This is a genomic window from Streptomyces sp. MAI_2237, from assembly GCF_054189285.1.
In genome coordinates this window covers 1,569,911-1,590,364 of the sequence record NZ_JAJPGQ010000003.1, presented here as the reverse complement: position 1 = coordinate 1,590,364, position 20,454 = coordinate 1,569,911, and the positions used below count along the sequence as shown (strand labels likewise).

The 20,454-nt window shown below is 73.1% G+C and carries 13 protein-coding genes and 2 pseudogenes; 5 read left to right on the top strand and 10 right to left on the bottom strand.

Going from position 1 to position 20,454, the window contains the following annotated elements; all coding sequences use genetic code 11:
- Positions 1-27 precede the first annotated feature (27 nt).
- Together LN251_RS17760 and LN251_RS17755 are read left to right on the top strand one after the other, a co-directional pair.
- Positions 28-654, top strand: a complete 627-nt coding sequence (locus tag LN251_RS17760; protein ID WP_458245257.1) for a hypothetical protein — start codon at positions 28-30, stop codon at positions 652-654.
- 49 nt (positions 655-703) lie between these two features.
- On the top strand, positions 704-1,192 hold the full coding sequence (locus LN251_RS17755; RefSeq protein ID WP_458245256.1) for a pyridoxamine 5'-phosphate oxidase family protein: 489 nt from the start codon (positions 704-706) through the stop codon (positions 1,190-1,192).
- Between the two features lie 15 nt (positions 1,193-1,207).
- Here LN251_RS17755 and guaA read toward each other — a convergent pair whose 3' ends face one another.
- Positions 1,208-2,782, bottom strand: a complete 1,575-nt coding sequence (gene guaA, locus LN251_RS17750) for a glutamine-hydrolyzing GMP synthase (RefSeq protein WP_458245255.1) — start codon at positions 2,780-2,782, stop codon at positions 1,208-1,210.
- A 333-nt stretch (positions 2,783-3,115) separates the two neighbouring features.
- On the opposite strand from guaA, the gene LN251_RS17745 reads away from it, so the two are divergent.
- Positions 3,116-3,397, top strand: a complete 282-nt coding sequence (locus LN251_RS17745) for a chorismate mutase (RefSeq protein WP_058923702.1) — start codon at positions 3,116-3,118, stop codon at positions 3,395-3,397.
- Positions 3,398-3,948: 551 nt separating this feature from the next.
- On the opposite strand, the gene LN251_RS17740 is transcribed toward LN251_RS17745, so the two are convergent.
- Positions 3,949-5,079, bottom strand: coding sequence for a hypothetical protein (locus tag LN251_RS17740; RefSeq protein WP_458245254.1), 1,131 nt, complete (start codon positions 5,077-5,079; stop codon positions 3,949-3,951).
- Positions 5,080-5,327: 248 nt separating this feature from the next.
- Between LN251_RS17740 and LN251_RS17735 the strand changes: the two genes are divergently transcribed.
- A complete protein-coding gene (locus tag LN251_RS17735) occupies positions 5,328-6,326 on the top strand; it encodes an LPXTG cell wall anchor domain-containing protein (RefSeq protein WP_458245253.1) in 999 nt (332 codons plus the stop codon).
- A gap of 72 nt (positions 6,327-6,398) precedes the next feature.
- On the opposite strand, the gene LN251_RS17730 is transcribed toward LN251_RS17735, so the two are convergent.
- The 4 genes and pseudogenes from LN251_RS17730 to LN251_RS17715 all read right to left on the bottom strand — a co-directional run.
- The gene (locus tag LN251_RS17730) at positions 6,399-8,180 is read right to left on the bottom strand and encodes a GMC family oxidoreductase N-terminal domain-containing protein (RefSeq protein ID WP_458245252.1); all 1,782 of its coding nucleotides are present in this window, start codon (positions 8,178-8,180) and stop codon (positions 6,399-6,401) included.
- Positions 8,181-8,222: 42 nt separating this feature from the next.
- On the bottom strand, positions 8,223-9,836 hold the full coding sequence (locus LN251_RS17725) for a succinic semialdehyde dehydrogenase (RefSeq protein ID WP_458245251.1): 1,614 nt from the start codon (positions 9,834-9,836) through the stop codon (positions 8,223-8,225).
- Between the two features lie 104 nt (positions 9,837-9,940).
- Positions 9,941-11,632, bottom strand: a complete 1,692-nt coding sequence (locus LN251_RS17720) for a serine/threonine-protein kinase (RefSeq protein ID WP_458245250.1) — start codon at positions 11,630-11,632, stop codon at positions 9,941-9,943.
- Positions 11,633-11,641: 9 nt separating this feature from the next.
- A pseudogene (locus LN251_RS17715) lies at positions 11,642-11,932 on the bottom strand (MBL fold metallo-hydrolase); the annotation flags it as partial.
- On the opposite strand from LN251_RS17715, the pseudogene LN251_RS17710 reads away from it, so the two are divergent.
- Positions 11,932-12,219: pseudogene (locus tag LN251_RS17710) on the top strand (helix-turn-helix transcriptional regulator); the annotation flags it as partial. The pseudogenes LN251_RS17715 and LN251_RS17710 overlap by 1 nt on opposite strands.
- Positions 12,220-12,390: 171 nt before the next feature.
- On the opposite strand, the gene LN251_RS17705 reads toward LN251_RS17710, so the two are convergent.
- The 4 genes from LN251_RS17705 to LN251_RS17690 form a co-directional block, all read right to left on the bottom strand.
- Positions 12,391-13,977: a serine/threonine-protein kinase gene (locus tag LN251_RS17705; RefSeq protein WP_458245249.1), complete on the bottom strand. Its 1,587-nt coding sequence runs from the start codon at positions 13,975-13,977 to the stop codon at positions 12,391-12,393.
- Positions 13,978-14,046: 69 nt separating this feature from the next.
- Positions 14,047-15,669 carry a protein kinase domain-containing protein gene (locus LN251_RS17700; RefSeq protein WP_458245248.1) on the bottom strand — a complete coding sequence of 541 codons (1,623 nt, stop codon included), beginning with the start codon at positions 15,667-15,669 and terminating at the stop codon, positions 14,047-14,049.
- A 57-nt stretch (positions 15,670-15,726) separates the two neighbouring features.
- The gene (locus LN251_RS17695; RefSeq protein WP_458245247.1) at positions 15,727-17,400 is read right to left on the bottom strand and encodes a protein kinase domain-containing protein; all 1,674 of its coding nucleotides are present in this window, start codon (positions 17,398-17,400) and stop codon (positions 15,727-15,729) included.
- A 140-nt stretch (positions 17,401-17,540) separates the two neighbouring features.
- A complete protein-coding gene (locus LN251_RS17690) occupies positions 17,541-20,375 on the bottom strand; it encodes a protein kinase (protein WP_458245246.1) in 2,835 nt (944 codons plus the stop codon).
- Positions 20,376-20,454: the final 79 nt, after the last annotated feature.

Genomic DNA, 20,454 nt, shown 5'->3' with positions numbered 1-20,454 from the left:
GTCGTTTTTCAGCCACCGGAGCCCTTCATGAGCCAAGCCGAACGTCACCTCACCAGCCTGATGCGGCAGCTGGCGAACCGGGATCACGTCGAGCTGGTCCACCCCTTCTCCGACCTGAAGAGCTTCGCCGCGCTCGTCTACGTCGCCGAGTGCTTCGGCTTCCGCTACGTCGGCGTCCGACTCGTCGGCCGCCACAAGGTGCTGCACGTGCACCTGGTCCGCTCCGGCGAGGCCTGGGCACAGCAGCGCGCAGCGGCCAACGCAGCCGCGTTCCCGCAGGTCGGCGCGGGTGGCGCGGTGCCCGGCATGCACCTGAACTCGCTCACGCCGGTGCCCGAGGCGCAGCCGGAGGTCGACCTGCTCACGAAGGTCATCCGCTACGACGCCATGACCGAGGCCGGCAACCCCGTGCAGCTGCGCACCATCGGGGTGGGCGCCGGGGTGCTGTTCCTGCTGCTGGCGGTGCTGACCGGGTTCTACGCCGTGCTGCTGCCGCTCGCGGTCCTGATGCCGGCGTTCATGTTCGGCTCCCTGCGCATGAACACGGCCCGCCGGGCGAAGCTGGCCGCGCAGCTGACGGCGGCGGGCTGCACGCCGGTGCGGGACGAGGCGGGACGTGAGCGCTTCGTCCGTCCGGTCCCCTATCCGGCGTGACCTCGCATACCCGACAGAAGGTGTCGGGTATCGGCGCCACACTCGTCGTATGACAACGAGTCGTACGACAGCGGGCTGGGCGGACTTCGCCGCCGCCGCACCCGAGCTCGCGAGGACCGTCGAGGCACGGTTCGGCGCCTTCACGCACCATGTCCTGGCGACCCTGCGCAAGGACGGCTCCCCGCGGACCACGGGCCTGGAGGTCCGCTTCCTGAACGGGGAGCTGTGGCTGGGGATGATGCCCCACTCCCTCAAGGCGCTGGACCTGCGCCGCGACCCACGGTTCGCGCTCCAGGCGAACCCCGGGGAAGGCCAGTCCATGGGAGGCGGCGACGTCCGGATCGCCGGCCGGGCTCTCGAGGTCGAGGACGCCGCGACCAAGGCCGCCTACGGCGAAGAGGTGGAACCGCCGGAGCCGTTCCACCTCTTCCGTGCCGAGCTGACGGAGGTCGTGCGGACCTCCGTCGAGGACGAGAAGTACCTCGTCGTCCAGGTCTGGAAGCCCGGCGAGCCGGTGCGCACGATCAGGCGCACCTGAGCCCCGTCAGGGGGCTCACTCCCACTCGATGGTGCCCGGCGGCTTCGAGGTGACGTCGAGGACGACCCGGTTGACGTCCTTGACCTCGTTGGTGATGCGGGTGGAGATCTTCGCGAGGACGTCGTACGGCAGACGCGACCAGTCGGCCGTCATGGCGTCCTCGGAGGAGACCGGGCGCAGCACGACGGGGTGGCCGTAGGTGCGGCCGTCGCCCTGGACGCCGACCGAGCGGACGTCCGCGAGCAGGACCACCGGGCACTGCCAGATGTCGCGGTCGAGGCCCGCCGCGGTCAGCTCCTCGCGGGCGATGGCGTCGGCCTCGCGCAGCAGGTCGAGGCGCTCCTTGGTGACCTCGCCGACGATGCGGATGCCGAGGCCGGGGCCGGGGAACGGCTGGCGCTGGACGATCTCCTCGGGCAGGCCGAGCTCCTGGCCGACCATCCGGACCTCGTCCTTGAACAGCTTGCGCAGCGGCTCGATCAGCTGGAACTCGAGGTCCTCGGGCAGGCCGCCGACGTTGTGGTGGGACTTGATGTTCGCGGTGCCGGTGCCGCCGCCGGACTCGACGACGTCCGGGTAGAGGGTGCCCTGCACGAGGAACTCCACCGCCGGGCCCTCGTCCGCGATGATCTCCGCCTGCGCCTGCTCGAAGACCCGGATGAACTCGCGGCCGATGATCTTCCGCTTCTCCTCGGGGTCCGAGACGCCCGAGAGGGCCTTCAGGAACCGCTCCTCCGCGTCCACGACCTTCAGCTGTACGCCGGTCGCCGCCACGAAGTCCTTCTCGACCTGCTCGGTCTCGCCCTTGCGCATCAGGCCGTGGTCGACGTACACGCAGGTCAGCTGGGAGCCGATGGCCTTCTGGACCAAGGCCGCCGCCACCGCGGAGTCGACACCGCCGGACAGACCGCAGATGGCGCGCTTGTCGCCGACCTGCTCGCGGATCGCGGCGACCTGCTCCTCGATCACGTTGCCGGTGGTCCAGGACGGGGTCAGGCCCGCGCCCCGGTACAGGAAGTGCTCCAGGACCTGCTGGCCGTGCGTGGAGTGCATGACCTCGGGGTGGTACTGGACGCCGTAGAGCTTCTTGTCGTCGTTCTCGAAGGCGGCGACCGGGACGACGTCGGTGGAAGCCGTCACGGAGAAGCCCTCGGGGGCGGCCGAGCAGGCGTCGCCGTGCGACATCCACACGTGCTGCTCGGCCGGGGTGCCCTCGAAGAGGGTGGAGGACGCCTTCGACACGTGCAGGTCCGTGCGGCCGTACTCGCGCGCGCCGCTGTTGTCGACGGTGCCGCCGAGGACCTGCGCCATCAGCTGGAAGCCGTAGCACATGCCGAAGACGGGGACGCCGGCCTCGAAGAGCTCGCGGTCGAGGCGGGGGGCGCCCTCCTCGTACACGGACGAGGGGCCGCCGGAGAGGATGATCGCCGCCGGGTTCTTGGCGAGCATCTCCGCGACCGGCATGGTGCTCGGCACGATCTCGCTGTAGACCCGGGCCTCGCGGACGCGACGGGCGATGAGCTGGGCGTACTGCGCGCCGAAGTCGACGACCAGAACGGTGTCGGTGGCGGCTGGGGTCGCTGATGACACGGGTTGCCTTCCGGCGGTGAGCGAGGGTGTGTGTGCGGCCGAGTCTACCGGGCCCGGCGGGGCCCTTACCTGGGCGAGCTCCCGCAGGTCCCGTCTCAGGATGCGAACCGTCTTGGACACCCCCGCGCGGCGCGGCATACTGGCCCCATGCCTCAGCACACGACCTTCCTCTTTACCTATGGCGACCGGCCCACCGGCTGCCATGGTCGTGCCGCTTGAGCAACTGACGAGCGACTTCCCAGGCGCCCCGGGCCGACAAGGTCCGGGGCGCCTGGCGTTCGCGGACCCTGCCGACCTCCGGGGCACCTACTCCGACCCTTCGAGGAGCCCCGCATGACCGCCATCGACGTGACCGGCGCCCGTACCCCCGAGGCCGCGGACGTGATCACCGGCGCCCGTGAGCGCATCGACGCGCTCGACGACCGGATCATCGGTCTGATCCAGGAACGGATGGCCGTGTCGGCCGTGATCCAGGAGGCGCGGATCACCTCCGGCGGACGGCGCGTGAACCTCTCGCGCGAGATGGACGTCCTGAACCACTACAGCGAGGCCCTCGGCAGGCCCGGCACCGCCCTCGCGATGACCCTGCTCGAACTGTGCCGCGGTCGCATCTGAGTTCGTACGCCTTCTCACCCGTACGGCGCGTGACCGCCCCGCGGACCGCTTCGTTGGTGGGGTGTCCGCGCCAGCCAGGGGCGGGCCCGAAAGAACCACGCGTGGCTTGCTGGAGCGATGAGACGTACGGGTCGTGCCGTGCGTCGTGGGACCTCGCTCCAGGGTTGTGACCGGACGGCAGGGGACAGCAGCCCGGTCACCCAAGTAACGGTCGGCTCCGGGGACGCCCGGGGCCGACCGGCGGAAAATGCAAAAATGCACAACCCTGGGTCAAACGGTTGCGGACGCCGCGTCCATCCAGCACGATGCGTAGAAAGCCCAAGTCCCCTCGCAGTCAACCGCATTGCCTGTCTCTCAGCACTGCCAGAGGTCCATACCCTCCGTGCGCCTCCCGTGCGCCGGGGAGGCGACCCAGGGCGCTCGGAGGGCACACGAGACAAGCGGCGGAACCCCCCGGCGCCGCTCCCAGGCACCGACGCTGCCCTGACGTCGGTGCTGACGAAAGAAGGGCCCCGCGGTCGCGTCCGCGGGGCCCTTCGCATGTCATCGCCTCAGACCCGCGACACCGTCCCGCAGCCCTCGCCGCGGTCCTCCCCGATGCCCTCGCTGCGATCGTAGGGGTCGGTGGTGGGACCGCTCGGCGGCGCGCCGGTCGGGCCGTCCGCACCGAACCCCGGGTGCAGGTAGCCGTCGTGGACGTCGCAGGCGGAGTTGCCGATCCGCTGGTCGTAACGGCGGACGGCGATCCTGCCCGGGGTGACCCGGTACTTGGCCGGGTCGGACATCTCGATGTCGAGGACGCGGCGCACGATGGTGCGGGTGACCTCCGTCGAACCGCCCGCCCTGACCACCGGGTAGACGAAGGTGTAGTCGGCGTGGATCGCGACGGACGCCTGCTCGCCGGCCTTGAACGTGATGCGGCCGCGGGTCTTCACGACGTCCCCGACGAGCTTGATCTCGGCGGGGTCGAAGCGGCTGAACATCGACAGCGGGTCGTGCTCGCGGTCCGGCTTCCGCAGGGACGTGTTCAGCCGGTCCAGCAGCTCCTTCTGGCGCGGTTCGATCACGCCGAGCGCGCCGGCGGGGCGTTCGCCGCGCAGGGTGGCCGCGTCGAGGTTGGCGTCGACCAGGAGCGTGCGGGTCTGCCGGAGGGCCTGCTCCACCTGGGCCGCGGACAGGGAGCCGACACGGGTCGCCTGCGGCAGCACGATCCCGGCCTCCCCGTCGGCCCAGCGCTCCGCCGGGGAACCGGCGAACGGGCGGACCAGGGTGGGGGTTTCGGGGTCCGCCGAGGAGGGCGCGGCGGTCGGGGCGGCGGTCTCGGCGGGCAGCGGTGAGGCGGCGGCCGCTTCCGGGTCCCCCGCGCCGAAGGGGTCGCCCGGCACCAGCGACGGCTTCATGGCGACGACGGCCACGGCGGCGGCCAGCAGCACGCCGAGCACCGCCCATCCCTTGCGGGGACCGGACGTGCGCCCGCTCGTGGCGGGCCCGGTGCGCCAGCCACCCGGCGACTCGCCCCGCGCCTCCTGCTGCCGGAGCCGCTCGGTGACCATGCGGGCCCGCGCGGACGGCTCCTTCGGTGCGGAGCCGTGGTCCCGGAGGAACTTCTCCCAGACCTCGTCGGGTACGGACGGTTCCCCGCCGGAACCCGGTCTCGGCTCGTCGGACGGTGTGTCGGCCACGGCGCCGGCCCTTTCTGCGTCACTCGACGTCATCGAAGCATGCGAACCGCCGCATTCATCGAACTGGAGTCGCTCGAACTGTGGGTCGCCTGTCGAGCAGCAGAGCGTACGTGATCCAGGGCACATAAAAAATCTGTGAAGGAGCGCACAACCCTTCCCACGGCTCACTGATCCAACTCTGCGAACAAGGGCCACAAACCCGCGCCCCACACGCGGAGCCCTCCACACTGGACTCCTTGAGGTTTTCGATGAAGCTTCGCCGTGCCATGGGTGTCGCGGCCGCGACCGCGGTCCTCGCTCCTCTCGCCCTGCTGTCCGCGCCGGTCGCCTTCGCGGACGACACCCCCGACACGTCCACGAGCAGCCCGGCCGCCACGGAGAGCTCGCCCGCCGCCGAGGACAGCTCCCCGGCCGCGGAAGACAGCTCGCCCGCCGCAGAGGACAGCTCCCCGGCCGCCGAGGACAGCTCACCCGCCGCCGAGCAGAGCAGTCCCGAGGCCACCGCCTCCACCTCCGCCTCCGCGAGTGCCTCGGCTTCCCCGAGTGCCTCCGCCTCGCCCTCCGACGGTCCGGTCGACGAGTGCAAGGACTCCAAGGTCGACGTCAGCATCACCGGCCTGCCGGGCAAGATCGCCGTGGGCAGCGGCTGGCACAAGTTCACGTTGAGCGTGCTCAACAACTCCGGCTCCACGCTCAAGGACCTCGACTTCTTCGCCGGCGCCTCCGCGGACAAGTCGGGCGAGGACATCTTCAAGTCCAAGCAGGTCCGCCTCCAGGGCTGGAACCCGCAGGACGAGGTCTGGGAGGACCTCGACGACTCCGGTTACGCGGTCGGATACGTGGGCTACACCGACACGCTGAAGCCCGACTTCCAGGTCGACATCCCGATGCGTCTCAACGTGTCGTCGTCCGCCCCCGTCGGTGCCGGCTTCTCGCTCGGCGCGACGATCTACGGTGACAGCGACGGCGAGTGCACCGGCTACGGCGATGTCGCCTACAAGTTCCAGATCGTCTCGGCCGGCACGGACACCTCCGGCACCGAGCCGCAGGAAGGCGGCCAGGTCCCGGTCACGGACCAGAAGCCGAGCAGCGACACGCCGAAGGTCGACGGCAGCCTCGCCGAGACCGGTTCCTCCTCCGCGCTGCCCGTGATCGGGCTCGTCGGCGGTGCCGCCGTCGCGCTCGGCAGTGGCGCGATGTTCGTGGTCCGTCGCCGCAAGACCGCCGGTTCGCACACGGCCGCCTAGGCCCGGACCACTCCACGGACGGAAGAAGGACCCGCGCTCGGAGGGGAGCGCGGGTCCTTCTTCCGTTTCACGTCACTTCTTGGGCGGCACCGCGGGCATCCCCAGGAACGGCAGCCGCAGCGCGCCGAACGCCTCCGCCGGGACCGCCGGGCTCTTCGGCTCGACGGGCGCGAGACGCCGGTACGCCTCCCCCTGCGCCGGACGCGGGTCCTCCTCGCCCTTGTTGGGCCAGTACGACATCGCGCGCTCGGCCTGCGCGGTGATGGTGAGGGACGGGTTCACCCCCAGGTTGGCGGAGACCGCGGCACCGTCGACGACCGAGATGCCGGGGTGGCCGTAGAGGCGGTGGTACGGGTCGATGACGCCGGTCTCCCGGGAGGAGCCGATGGGGCAGCCGCCCAGGAAGTGGGCGGTGAGCGGGGTGCCCATCAGTTCGCCGACGTTGGAGCCGGCGAAGCCGTTGATGTCCGCGGCGATCACGGACGCGGCCTCGGAGGCGGCCCTGATCTGCTTGGGGTTGGGGGCACCGTGGCCCTGCCGGGCAGTGAGCAGGCCCTTGCCGACGCCGTCCGGCTTCAGGTACGTCGTCAGGGAGTTGTCCAGCGACTGCATCACCAGGCCGATGATGGTCCGCTCCGACCAGCGGCGGTTGGACAGGGAGCGCAGGACGAGCAGGGGGTGGCGGGCGGCGTTGCGCAGCCAGGCCAGCGCCCTCGACGAGCCCTCGGCGTAGGGCACCTGGAGGATGGACAGGCCGCCCATCGAGTTGGAGCCCTTGCCGTAGCGGACCGGTTCGATGTGGGTGTTCTCGTCCGGGTGGATCGAGGACGTGATGGCGACCCCGCGGGTGAAGTCGACCTTCGGCTCGCCGGTGGCCTTGCGATAACGGCGGCTGTCGGTCTGCGCGCCGACCAGGGCCTCGGAGTTGGTACGGGTCAGCTCGCCCAGCCTGTCCGAGATGTGAGGCAGCCGGCCGCCGGCCTTCATGCGGTGCAGCAGGGTCTGGGTGCCGTAGGTGCCGGCCGCGACGACGACCCGGCGGGCCTTGAAGACGCGGCCTCTGGAGGACTTGCGGCGGTCGTCGGTGGGCAGGGTGGCGATCGCGTACCCGCCCAGGGAGTCGTCGGTGATCGAGACCACCGTGGTCATGGGGTGCACGACCGCGCCCGCTTTCTCGGCGAGGTGCAGGTAGTTCTCGTTGAGGGTGTTCTTCGCGCCGTGGCGGCAGCCGGTCATGCACTCGCCGCACTCGGTGCAGGCCCTGCGGGAGGGCCCGGCGCCGCCGAAGTAGGGGTCCTCGACCTGCTCGCCGGGCTTGGCCTTCGCCGTGCCGTCGGCGTCCTCGCCGTCGCCGAAGAACACGCCGACCGGCGCCATGTGGAAGGTGTCGCCGACGCCCATCCGCTCCGCCGCCGCCTTCAGGTGGACGTCGGAGGGGGTCATGGTCGGGTTGAGCCGTACGCCCAGCATGCGCCGGGCCTGGTCGTAGTACGGCTTCAGCTCCTCCTGCCAGTCGGTGATGTCACGCCACTGCGGGTCGTCGAAGAACGGCTTCGGCGGTACGTAGAGGGTGTTGGCGTAGTTGAGCGAGCCGCCGCCCACGCCCGCGCCGGCCAGCACCATCACGTTGCCCAGCAGGTGGATGCGCTGGATGCCGTACATGCCGAGCTTGGGGGCCCACAGGTAGTTCTTCAGGTCCCAGGAGTTCTTCGGCAGACTCTCGCGGGTGAAGCGTCGGCCGGCCTCCAGGACACCCACGCGGTAGCCCTTTTCCGTCAGGCGAAGGGCGGTGACGGAACCGCCGAAGCCGGAGCCGACGACGATGACGTCGTAGTCGTAGGTGTCCTGTGGCACGTGCTCTCCTCGTCGAGAACGGGTGGTCGGGAACGGGTGTGCCTACTTGAAGCGCAGGGCCTTCATCAGCCGCAGGCTCCGGCTCATGAACGCGGCGTACTTCTCGTCGTCCATCCCCAGCGAGGGGGCCATCGGGAGCAGCCGCTGCTGGGCCACCGTCTGGGCCTCGGTGTACTTGAGGATGCCCTCGGAGCCGTGCCGGCGGCCGAGGCCGGAGTCCTTCATGCCGCCCATCGGCGACTGGACGCTGCCGTAGGCGGGCGCGTAGCCCTCGTTGACGTTGACGGTGCCGGTGCGCAGGCGGGCGGCGACCGCGCGGCCGCGGGAGCCGTTCTTCGTCCAGACCGAGGAGTTCAGGCCGTACGGGGTGGCGTTGGCCTGCTCGATCGCCTCGTCCTCCGTGCCGAAGCGGTAGACGGAGACGACCGGGCCGAAGGTCTCCTCGGTGCACACCGCCATCGGCTCGGTGACGCCGTCGAGGATCGTCGGCTCGAAGAAGTACGGGCCGATGTCGGGGCGGGCGACCCCGCCGGCGACGAGCCTCGCGCCCTTGGCGACGGCCTCGTCGACGTGCCGGGTGACGGTCTCCAGCTGCCGCTCCCCCACCAGCGAGCCCATGTCGGCGCCGTAGGCCAGCGACCTGCCCAGCCGCATGGCCCTGGTGCGGGCGGCGAAGCGCTCCAGGAAGGCGTCGGCGATCGACTCGTGGACGTAGAGCCGCTCGATGGAGATGCACAGCTGGCCGGCGGAGGAGAAGCAGGCGCGGACGGCGCCGGCGGCCGCCTTCTCGATGTCGGCGTCCTCCAGGACCAGCATGGCGTTCTTGCCGCCGAGTTCCAGGGAGACGCCGACCAGGCGGGCGGCGGCGCCCTGGGCGACCTCGCGGCCGGTGCGGGTGGAGCCGGTGAAGGAGACGTAGTCGGCGTGCTTGACGATCTCGGGGCCGACGACCGGGCCGTCGCCGATGACGACCTGGAAGACGTCGGCGGGCAGCCCCGCCTCGATGAGCAGGTCGCGGGCCCACAGCGCGGTCAGGCAGGTCTCGGTGTCCGGCTTCATGACGACCGCGTTGCCGGCGGCGAAGGCGGGCAGCGCGTCGCCGACCGACAGCTCCAGCGGGTAGTTCCAGGGGGCGATCTGGCCCACTACTCCGCGCGGGTGGCGCAGCTCGGTGACCCGCGTCAGGGTGGGCATGGCGCCGGCGTGGTGCTTGGGCTTGAGGTAGGAGGGGGCCTTGCGGCCGTAGTGGCGGGCCGCGACGGCGACGGCCTGCACCTCCTCGTGGGCGTGCAGCCGGGCCTTGCCGGTCTCCAGCTGGATGAGGTCCAGGACCTCCGCCTGGCGCTCCAGGATCAGGTCGTGGAAGCGCAGCAGGACGGCGGCGCGCTGCCGTACCGGCGTCTGCTCCCACACCGCCTGGGCGCGGCGGGCCGCCTGGAAGGCCTGCTCCACGTCCGCGGGCGTGGACTCGGGCAGGTCGGCCAGCTTCTCGCCGGTGAACGGCGTGTGGTTGGCGGTGCGGCCGGAACCGACCACACCCTTGGTGAGCTGGGCGACCAGCTCGGGGGTGACCACGTCGGCGGCGGTACGGGCGCCCTCCGGTGCGGGGGCGAGGGGATTGGTGCCGGTCTTGGCCGGGGCCTGCGCGTCCGTCATGAGGCGCAGGGTATGCCGCGACGGAGCCTTTGGGTACCCGTCGGTAACGCGGCTTCACCGAGTACTCACACAGCGCCAGTGGTCACTGGCAAGGTTTGCGCTGATCAGGGCGTTGGGCGCGAGAGGCGGGCCGTGGTTCGGGTTTTTCCGATCACAAGGCGGTCACGGGCTTCCTTGAACACCGCCATGCCCTTGCGCTCGCCGGGGGTTCCCTTCGGCATGTCCACCCGCAGCTCGTACATGCGGTCGTCCTCGGTGACGAGGAAGAGCTGCACGACCCGGGTCGGGGTCTGCTTCAGCCCGTAGGTGGTGTCGGCCACGGCCGCGTCGAGGCCCTGTTGGGCGGTGCGGTACTGCGAGCCGCTGGCGTCGCGGTAGGCGCCGTTCCAGGTGTCGAAGGCCTTCTTCGCGGCGTCCAGCGGAGTGCCGGGGGCCTGGTCCCACTCGGTGAGGCGGACCTGGACGAGCCCCGTGTCGTAGACGACGAGCCGGGGCCGGCCGCCGGTGCCGCCCTCGCGGGCGGACTCCTTGTAGGCGGCGGGGAGAACGAGGACGGCGTCCATGTCGTCCGGGCGGTGGGCGACCCAGGTGCCGGTGGAGGGGGACGCGGTGGCGGCAGGGGTCGCGCGGGCCGGGGCCGACCGGTAGGTGGCGGTGTGCTCGGTGACGGACTCGCCGGCCGGCTGGGCGAACCGGGAGGCGGCGAACCAGGTGCCCCCGACGAGCGCGGCGGCGGCCACGGCGAGGACGGCACGACGACGCGGGACGGGGCGCCTCGGGGCGGGGGCGACGGTGGTGGCGGCGGTCTCCGGTTCCGGTACGGGCTCGGGGGGCGCCGCCGCCTCCGACGCCGGCACGCCGCCGCTCAGCCGCACCGTCCCCGCGTCCTCGCCGAACTCATCGAGTAACGCCGCCTCCTGAGCCTCCGTCACCTCTCCCTCCGCGAGGACCGGCACGGGCCACCCCTCGGCCACCGCCTCCAGCACGGCCTCCGTCTCCCGCGCGCCGGGCCGCTGCTCGGGGTCCTTCAGCAGCAGCCGTGCGATCAGCGGCCCGAGCGGCCCGGCCTGCTTCGGTTCGGGCGGCTCGCAGGCGATGACCGCGGCGAGGGTGGACTCCACCGTCGTACGCCGGAACGGTGAGGCCCCCTCCACGGCCGCGTACAGCAGGACCCCCAGCGACCACAGGTCGGAGGAGGGGCCGGCGCCACGGCCCGACATCCGCTCCGGGGCGACGAACTCCAGCGAGCCGACGAACTCGCCGCTCATGGTGAGGGATTCCTCGCCCTGCACATGCGCGATGCCGAAGTCGGTGAGGACGACGCGGCCGTGCGGGCCGAGCAGCACGTTGGCGGGCTTGACGTCCCGGTGGACGATGCCGACGGCGTGCGCGGCGCCCAGGGCCCCGAGGACGGCCAGGCCGATACGGGCCGCTTCCCGGGCGTCCACCGGGCCGCGCCGCAGCACCTCGTGCAGCGACTCGCCGCGGACCAACTCCATGACGATCCACGGGAGTCCGTCCTCCTCCACCACCACGTCGTGGATGGAGACGGCGGCCGGATGGTCGACGCGGGCGGCGGCGCGGGCCTCGCGGTGGAGGCGGTGGGCGGCCCGCCGCCGGTGCTCGTCCCGCGGGTCGCCGGGCAGCCGGGGCTCCTTGACGGCGACGTCCCGGTCCACGAGCTCGTCGTGGGCCTGCCACACGGTGCCCATACCGCCGGAGCCAATGCGCTCGGTCAGCCGGTAGCGTCCACCGAGCAGCCGGCCCTCGCGCGTCTGTTCACCGCCTGCACTCATGTCTCATGACTACCGTGCGCGGTACGGCCTTGTCGACGCGGGGCGCCCCTGCGGCGCGCGGCCGGCCACCTCCAACGAGCCCTTCTCGCGCCGCACTTCGACGACACCGGCGCCGCCGAAGTGCGCGGGCACCACCAGCTCACGCTCGTCGGCGGCCCGTTCCAGCACCCGCCGGCGACTGGCGGCGGCCCGGTCCGGGTCCAGGCAGAAGCAGCTGCTGCACTCGGGGTGCAGGATCTGCACCGGGCTGTGCAGCAGGTCGCCGACGAAGACGGCGCGTTCGCCGCGGGAGGCCACGCGCCGACCCGGCGGCCCCGTGGACCAATGATCGGCTGGCGGCGCACGCCGGGGTGTCGCGGGCGACGCTGGCCCGCCGCTTCACCGCCCTGGTCGGCCGGCCGCCGATGGCGTACCTGACGTGGTGGCGGCTGACGCTGGCGGCGACCCGGCTGCGCGCCACGGACGCGCCGCTCGCGGCGGTGGCCCGGGAAGCGGGATACGGGACGCCGTACGCCCTCTCGCACGCGTTCAAGCGGGAGTTCGGGATGACGCCGGGCCTGTACCGCAGCCGGCCCGCGCCCGCCTAGGTCGTGTGTCGAACGTCCCGTCGTCCGCCCGAAGGGCGGGCCCGCGGCGTCTGGTGCGTGTGATCGCAAGGCGCCGGAGCGCCCTGATGGCGGAGCTGTTCGGGCGTTTCGGCAAGGTCGCGAGCGCGTGTGCCAGGCGTCGCGGGGCAGGCGGGACTTTCGACACACGCCCTACAGCTTGTCGACGTCCCAGTTCGCCAGGACGATCCGCGCCACCTCGCGCCCTCTGTCCGTGAAGTCGCTCTTGTTCGGGTAGACGACCGTCAGCTTGTACATGTCGCCCGCCGTCGACCGGTAGTAGAAGATCTGGGCCTCGCGCGGCAGCGGGTTCTGCGAGTCGTCGGTGTTGTAAGTGACCGTGTTCCGGGCGGCCTTGCGGCCGTGGTAGGTCAGGGACGGCCGCGTGTCGGTCCGCGGGCCCTCCGGCATCTGGAGGTTGTAGTCGCCGGACTCCTTGAACGTGCCGTCGTCGTCGTACATCTGCGCGGCCGCCGAGCCCTTGATGCCGTACGCGTTGTCGTCGGTCTTCCGGGTCACCGTCAGACCGACGGTGATGGCGCCGCTCGCGTCGCTGTAGGCCACCCAGTGGGTCTTGTCGTCCTTGCCCGGCACCGACCTGCGGTAGTCGTGCGGCACGGGAAGGGTCGCCGTGACGTCCTTCTCGTGGTGCCTGGTCCAGCCGTCGGGCAGCGGGCCCGCGAACGGATTCGCGATCAGTACGTACGCCAGCGCCGCCGCGACCACCGCCGCCACGCCTCCGCCCAGCAGCGCGCCGCGGCCCAGCCGGACGCCGCGCCCGGCGCCCGCCGAACCCGGGTCCGCGTACGCGACCTGCTGCGTCGGCACCGGCGCCGGCGGGTTCGCGGCCGCCTCCAGCAGGGCACGCACCCGGGCGGCGTCGGGCCGGTGCGCGGGGTCCTTGTGCAGCAGGCCGGTGATCAGCTCCGCCAGCGGGCCCGAGGCCGAGGCTGGCGGGGCGGGCGTCGCGTTGAGCACCGACTGGAGCGTGGCCGGGGTGTTGCTGCGGCGGAACGGGGAGACACCCTCCGTGGCCGCGTACAGGACGACGCCGAGGGACCACAGGTCGGACGCCGGGCCGGGACGCTGGCCCAGCACCCGCTCCGGCGCGATGTACTCGGGGGAGCCGACGAAGCCCCCGGTGTCGGTCAGGTTCGTCTCGCCCTCGATCTGCGCGATGCCGAAGTCGGTGAGCACGATGCGCCCGTGCCGGCCGAGCAGGATGTTGTCCGGCTTGACGTCACGGTGCAGGACGCCCGCCGCGTGCGCGGCCTCCAGCGCGCCGAGCACCTCCAGGCCGATCCGGGCCGCCTCCCGCGCCCCGAGCGTGCCCTCCTGCAGGGCGTCGCCGAGCGAGCGGCCCCGCACCAGCTCCATCACGATCCACGGCCGGCCGTCGACCACGGCCACGTCGTGGACGGTGACCACCGCCGGATGGTCCAGGCGGGCCGCGGCGCGGGCCTCGCGGCGCATCCGCTCGAAGACCTTGTCCCGTTCCCGCTCGGGCAGGTGGTCCGGGACACGCGGCTCCTTGACGGCGACCTCGCGGTCCACGGTCTCGTCCTTCGCCCGCCACACGGTGCCCATGCCGCCGTGCCCGAGCTTGCCGAGCAGCCGGTACCGGCCGGCGATGAGCCGGTCCGCGCCGGGTTCCGGCCGCGCGGGCCGGGGCACGGGAGGCTGCAGGACAAAGCTCGTCGTGTCGTCGGACTCATGGCCGACGCCCCCGTTGGCGCTCATGAGGACATCCATATCGCGCCATGCGCCCGCGCATCCAGCGTTGGCCGGTTCCGGTCACAGACCCGTGACCTAGGGCCTGCCCGTGAAGGTGTCCACGGCCACGTCGAAGTACTCCTTCGCCTCCCGCACCTTGCCGACCGGCGCCGACACCCACACGTCGTACATCCGGCCGCCCTCCTCCCAGCACAGGTCGTAGGTGTGCCGGGGGCCCTCGGCCGTGCTGAAGCCGTTCCAGGTGAACTCCCACAGGGCGGCGGGGTGTCCGGCGTGCGTGGCCGGGGTGACCTTGCCGTCGTGGTAGCCGGGGTTGCTGTCCGGGCCCTCGGCGGCCGAACGCCGCATCACCGCGAGCGGGCCGCCCTTCTGCGGGTCGGCGGTCCTGATGCCGAGCCGGAAGGTTCCACCCGGGGACAGGTAGAAGATCCGCTCCCCCTGCGGCTCGCGGGTGAAGGACTCCGGTACGGCGAGGGCGAAGCCGGCCGGGTCGTCGGCGACCCGGTAACCGGAGGGCGCGGAGGGGCTTTTCGCGGTCGCGGAGGCGGTGGCGGACGGGCTCGGGGTGGCGGACGGGCGCCGGGTGCTCGGCGTCGGCGACGCGCTCACCGACGTACCCGGACCCGTGCTCGACGGCGTACCGCCCCCGTCGCCGCCGCCCCGGTGCATCAGCAGCGCCGCCGCCGACACCCCGGCCCCGGCCATCGCGGCGACCAGCACGGCGGCGATCAGCACGCCCCGGGCGGAGCGCCCGCTCTCCGCCTGCGCCGGAGCCGGGGCGGGCGCGGACGGGAGCGGGGGCCGGCGGGGCACGTCCCGCTGGGTGGGGGTGTAGTCGGACGGCGGCAGCTCCGGGGTGCGGCCGGTGTCGCGGAAGGCGCGCAGCATCCGCTCGGCCTCCTCCGCGTCCAGCCGCCGGTCCGGATCGCGCTCCAGCAGGCCGCGTACGACGGGCAGCAGCGGGGCGGCCTGCGCGGGCGGGTGGATCTCGTCGAAGACGACGGCGTGCAGGATGCCGCCCAACGAGTCGCGCCGGAAGGGGGATTCGCCGCTCAGGGCGGTGCACAGCAGCGCCCCCAGCGACCACAGGTCGGACTCCGGCCCGGTCCGGGCGCCCGACATCCGCTCCGGTGCCGTGTACTCGGGCGAGCCGACGAAGGAGCCGGTCTCGGTGAGGGTGGTGGCGCCCGCGACCTGGGCGATGCCGAAGTCGGTGAGCACGACCCGGTCGGTGCCGGCCTCCAGCAGGACGTTGGCGGGCTTGATGTCCCGGTGCAGGACACCGGCCCCGTGCGCCGTGCGCAGCGCGCTGAGCAGGCCGATACCGATGCGGGCGGCCTCCCGCGCCTCGATCGGGCCGCGTGCGGCGATGCGGTCGGCGAGCGAGCCGCCGTCGATCAACTCCATGACGATGTAGGGGCGTTCGTCGTCCTCGACGACGTCGTGGACGACGATGATGTGCGGGTGGCGCAGCTGGGCCACCGCCCGTGCCTCACGCAGGGCGCGGTCGCGCTGGCGGCGGATCTCCTCCGCGGAGGCGGTGTCGTCCAGGTCCAGGGGGATCTCCTTGACCGCCACCTGCCGGCCGAGCAGCTCGTCGGTCGCCCGCCACACCACGCCCATACCGCCGCGTCCGAGCCGCGTCCCCAGCCGATACCGGCCCGCGATGACACGGACGCCTGCCCCCTCGGTCCCCATGCGCCCCATCATGCCGCACCGGACGAACCGCCTCCGGGGCGGTGACCGGCCAACCCGCTACTGCGCCGTCTTCTCCTGCCAGCCCTGGAGGATCGCCTTGAACCACTGGGCGGACTGCGCCCAGTCGGCCGCGGGCGAGGACACGTAGATCGCGTACTCGGCGCCGTCGCGGGAGATGTACGTCTCCTCGATGGCGCGCCGCGGCCCCGGGAACCTGGTGTCCTTGGGCAGCGCGGTCCAGGTGTACTCCCACACCGAGCCGTTCCGGTCGCGGTAGAGGTTCTTCCGCAGCTGGACGCGTTGGTAGGCGACGAGTTTCTGGAGCTGCTGCTCCAGATCCTTCTGGTGCTGCGTGACGTCGGCGAAGTCCGGCGAGGTGTCGATGGCGATGCGCACGAAGTGCTTGCCGCCGTCCGGCGAGTAGTCGACCTGGTGGAGGTCGGGGTCGACGTCGCCGGTGCCGGTGACCTCCGTGCGCTTCCAGCCGGGCGGGAGATACACGGTGAAGCCGTTGGGGTCCGGGTACTTCCGCCAGTTGGCGGGAACGGTTCCTTCGGAGCCGCCGGTGGACGTGGCCGACGGCGTCGGGCTCGGGGACTGGGAGGTCCCGCCCGCGTCCGACTGGCGTCCCTGGTTCCACTTCTGCAGCGCCACGGCCGTACCGCCGGCGACGATCACCGCGAGGGCAACGGCCAGCACGAAGGTGCGCAGGCGCCGCCGCTTCGGCGGGGCGGCGGGCACGGGGCCGATGCCGGTGGGCCCGACGGCGGTGGGGCCGGTCAGCGGCGGATACGGGGGCGCGGACCCGGTCTGCGGGCCGGTACCGGTGGGGTAGGGCCCCGTACCGGTGCCGGTGCGCGTCTCGTAGGGGCCGCCCGCGTGCTGCGTGGGGACGTACGCCTGGGCCGCGTCCGACCGGCGTCCCTCGGCCGCCTCGGCGAGCATCTGCTCGGCCTCGGCCGCTCCGGGCCGCCGGGCCGGGTCCTTGGCCAGCAGCGCCGCCATGACGGGCCCGAGCGGACCGGCGTACTGCGGCTCGGCCGCGTCCTCCTCGACGACCGCCTGCATCGTGGACAGCGGCGAGGTGCGGCGGAACGGCGATCGGCCCTCCACCGCCGTGTACAGCGTGGCGCCGAGCGCCCACAGGTCGGAGGCCGGGCCGGGGTCGTGGCCGCGCACCCGCTCGGGGGCGAGGTAGTCGACCGAGCCGACGACCTCGCCGGTGCGGGTGATCGTCGTGTCGCCCTCGATCTGGGCGATGCCGAAGTCGGTCAGCAGCACCCGGCCGTCGTGCCCGAGGAGCACGTTGCCCGGCTTGACGTCACGGTGCAGCACCCCGGCGGAGTGCGCGGCGCGCAGCGCCCGCAGCACCCACAGTCCGATGCGCGCGGCCTCGGCCGGCTCCACGCGCCCGTGCTCCTTGACCGCGTCGGCGAGCGAGTAGCCCTCGACGAGCTCCATGACGATCCAGGGCCGGCCGTCGTGTTCGAGCACGTCGTGCACGGTGACGACCGCGGAGTGGTTGATCCTGGCGGCCGCCCGCGCCTCCGCCCGCGTACGCGCGAGCAATCGCTCCCGGTCGCTCTCGGAGACGTAGAGAGCGGCGGTCAACTCCTTGATGGCGACGGCTCGGTGGAGCACCTCGTCGTGCGCGCGCCACACGCGGCCCATGCCGCCGCTGCCGATCGAGTCGGCGAGCCGGTAGCGGCCCGCGACAAGCTGGCCCTGCATCTGATTCACGTTGCCCCGCAATGGTCTTGACAGGGTCAGACTAAGGAGTGGCCGGTCCGCGCGGAACCATGGGGGTGGCAAGGTGACACCACTGTGACGGTTGCGCTGCGGTGACCGACCGGACTGTCACACAGCGTGACTCAACCGGTGTACGTGTAGGTCGAGTAGGCCTGTTCGTACAGCTTCGTCACCTGGTCCCGCTGGGACTCCGGACCGCGCACCTGCACCACGTGGTAGCGCCCGTCGATGAGGATCGCGAGGTTGCGCACATACAGGTCCTGTCCGCCGCCGCCGGTCCAGGTGAACTGCCCCTCCGCCATGACCCGCGTCCCCACCGTGATGGTCCGCAGGCCGGTCGCGGTGGCCCAGCTGGAGCTGCGGTAGGGCTGCAGTTCGTGCTCCTTGTCCCGCTGGTAGGCCATCGGGTCGCTGCCGTAGGTCACCGCGCCGTCCCGTCCGGGCACCACGATGAGCTGGAAGTCGCCCTTGGAGTACACCACCTGGTTCCAGGAGTTCCTGCCCGTCCGTGACCAGCCCTTGGCCACCGCCACCCGGAAGCCCTCGGGGTCCTTGCGCAGGGTGAACCCGGCGGCGACGGCGGGGTCGGTGGTCTGCGGCTCGGTGGAGCCGGCCGACCGGGAGGGGCTCTGCTTCGGGGTGGGCGACGTCTGCTCGGGGCTGGGCCGACTGCCGCCCTGGTCCGAACGTCCGGGCGCGGGGGTCGCGTTGCCGGCCGCTCCGGTCCGCTCGCCGCCCGCCGCGCCGTCCTCGCCCGCCTTGGGCATGAACAGCACGGCGTAGGCGATGGCGCCCGCCAGCAGGAGCAGGATCAGCACCAGCAGCGTGCGGCCCAGCCTGCGGGGCGAGCCCGCCTGTTCCTTGGCGCGCTTGTGCCGCCCGTGCGTGGTCGCGGGCAGCTGGGCCCGGCGCCTGCGCACCAGCTCGCCCCGCCGCCGTATGACGGGCAGCCGGCCGGCGTCGGCGGGCGGCGCCGCGACGACGTGCGTCCCGGCGTCCGGCTCGGGCGCCGAGCGCACCAGGGAGCGCAGCCAGCCGCGCAGCTCCTCGAAGTCCAGTCGCTCGGTGGGGTCCTGACGGAGCAGGGACTCCACGACCGGCCGCAGCGGCCCGCACTCCTCGGCGAAGGCGGGCGGCTCGGCGCACACCATCTGCACCAGCTCGGCCGTCGACTCCTCGGGGTAGGGCGCATGCCCCTGTACGGCCCTGAAGAGCAGCGCGCCGAGCCCCCACAGGTCGGTCGCGGGCCCGATCGGGGCCGCGAGCTGCCAGTTCTCGTGCACGGGACCGGCCTGCTCGGGTGCCCACCGCTCGGTCACCGGCCCGACGACGGCCATCCGGGCCTGCCGCGCCCGCTCGGCGGCCACCGCGGTGGCGGGACCGCGGGGCGGGGCGGGGGTGCCGGCGACCAAGTCGCCCCAGCGGGCCGTGGGTTGCGTGCCCGGGGCGGGGAGGCCCGGCCGGGTGGCGGCCGCGTCGGCGCCACCGGCGGACGGGCCGCCGGTGCGCGGCGCGGGCACATCGCCCGCCGGTGCCGCGCCGAAGCCGGGGGCGTCGGGCAGGCCCGCCGGCGGGGCGGTACCGAGGTGGGGCGGGATGCCGGGCCCGGCTCCCCGCGGACCGGCGCCCCGGCCGCCGTTGTCCCCGGCAGGCAGGACGTGGTTCTCGGTGCCGCCGCGGGGGGTCGCGCCGTGCCAGGAGCCACCGCCCACGCCGTAGGGGTCGGCTATCTGCCCGGGCGGCACGGCACGGCCGGGCTCGCCCTCGCCGGGGGCGTACGGCTGTGCCGTGCCGTTCGGGTGGCCGTGCTCGTCCCCGCCGTGCCGGTACGGCTGTGCCGCCCCGTCGCCCGGTGCGGCCGGGTCGTCGTCGGACGCCGGGCGGGCTCCGGGCAGGGCCGCCCGACCGTTCTGTGCCTCCTGGACCCGGGCAGCGGCCCGCGCGCCCGCGCGGTACGCGGCGATCGCGCCCGCCCGTGCCGCCCTGATGTCCCCGCCCGTCTCGAGCGCCTTGGGCGCGAGCGCGCCGGTCCCGCCGCTGCCGCCCGCCGTGTCCGGCTCGGCGCCGGGCAGCCCGCCGGCCGTACGCGCCCTGATGGCGGCGCTGCGCGCGGCCACGGGATCGACTCCACCGGGGCCGCCCTGCGCGCCCATGCCTGCCTGACCGCCGGAACCGGCCTGGCCTCCGGGCAGGGCGAGTCCGCCCGCGCCACTGCCGGCCCCGTCCTCCGGCCGACGACCGCCCGGTCCGCCCTGGCCGCTCGCCGGGCCCCCTCGGCCGCCGCCGGCAACCGGTCCGCCCGGGTTCCCGAGCTCACCGGGGCCCCCGGGGCCCCCGGCCTCCGTGTCGCCCTCCGGCGCCGGCACCGGGTCGTATCCGCACAGGGCCTCCTGCGCCGCCCCGACCGCGAGGCCGGTCAGCATCACGCGTCCGTCGTCGCAGACGAGCACCGTGCGGGCGGTGATGTTGCGGTGCACCCAGCCGTGCGCGTGCAGCACCCGCAGCGCCGTGAGCACGTCGGAGGCGACCTCGGCCGCGCGGTAGGGCGTGAGCGGCTTCTCCGCGAGCAGCGCCGCGAGCGGACGCGCGGCGACGAGCTCGCTCACGATCCACAGCGAACCGCCGTCGGCGAACACGTCGAAGACCTGGTCGAGCCGCGGGTGGTCGGGGATGCGGGCGGCGGCCTGGGCGGCCTCGACCGCACGCCGTACGGCGGGGTCGGCCGGCCTGCGGGTCCCCGTGCGCGCCGTGGGCCTGCGGGCCTGGAACCCGTCGGGCAGGCCCTCGGCGTCGAGCACCTCCGCCTCGACGACCTCCGGCAACGGCACCTGCCGGACCAGGACTTCCTGCCCGCTGTAGGTGTCGAAGGCGCGGGTCTCGGTGAGTTCGTACTCGTCGGAGGGCGGCAGCGGCAGGCGGTAGCGGTCGGCGAGTACCCGGCCCGCGTAGTCGTCCACTCTGCCTCCCTCGGCCGCCCGGTCGGTCAATTCCGTTCGACTTGCGGACCGTTGTGAACGCACACCTGGATGCGTACGG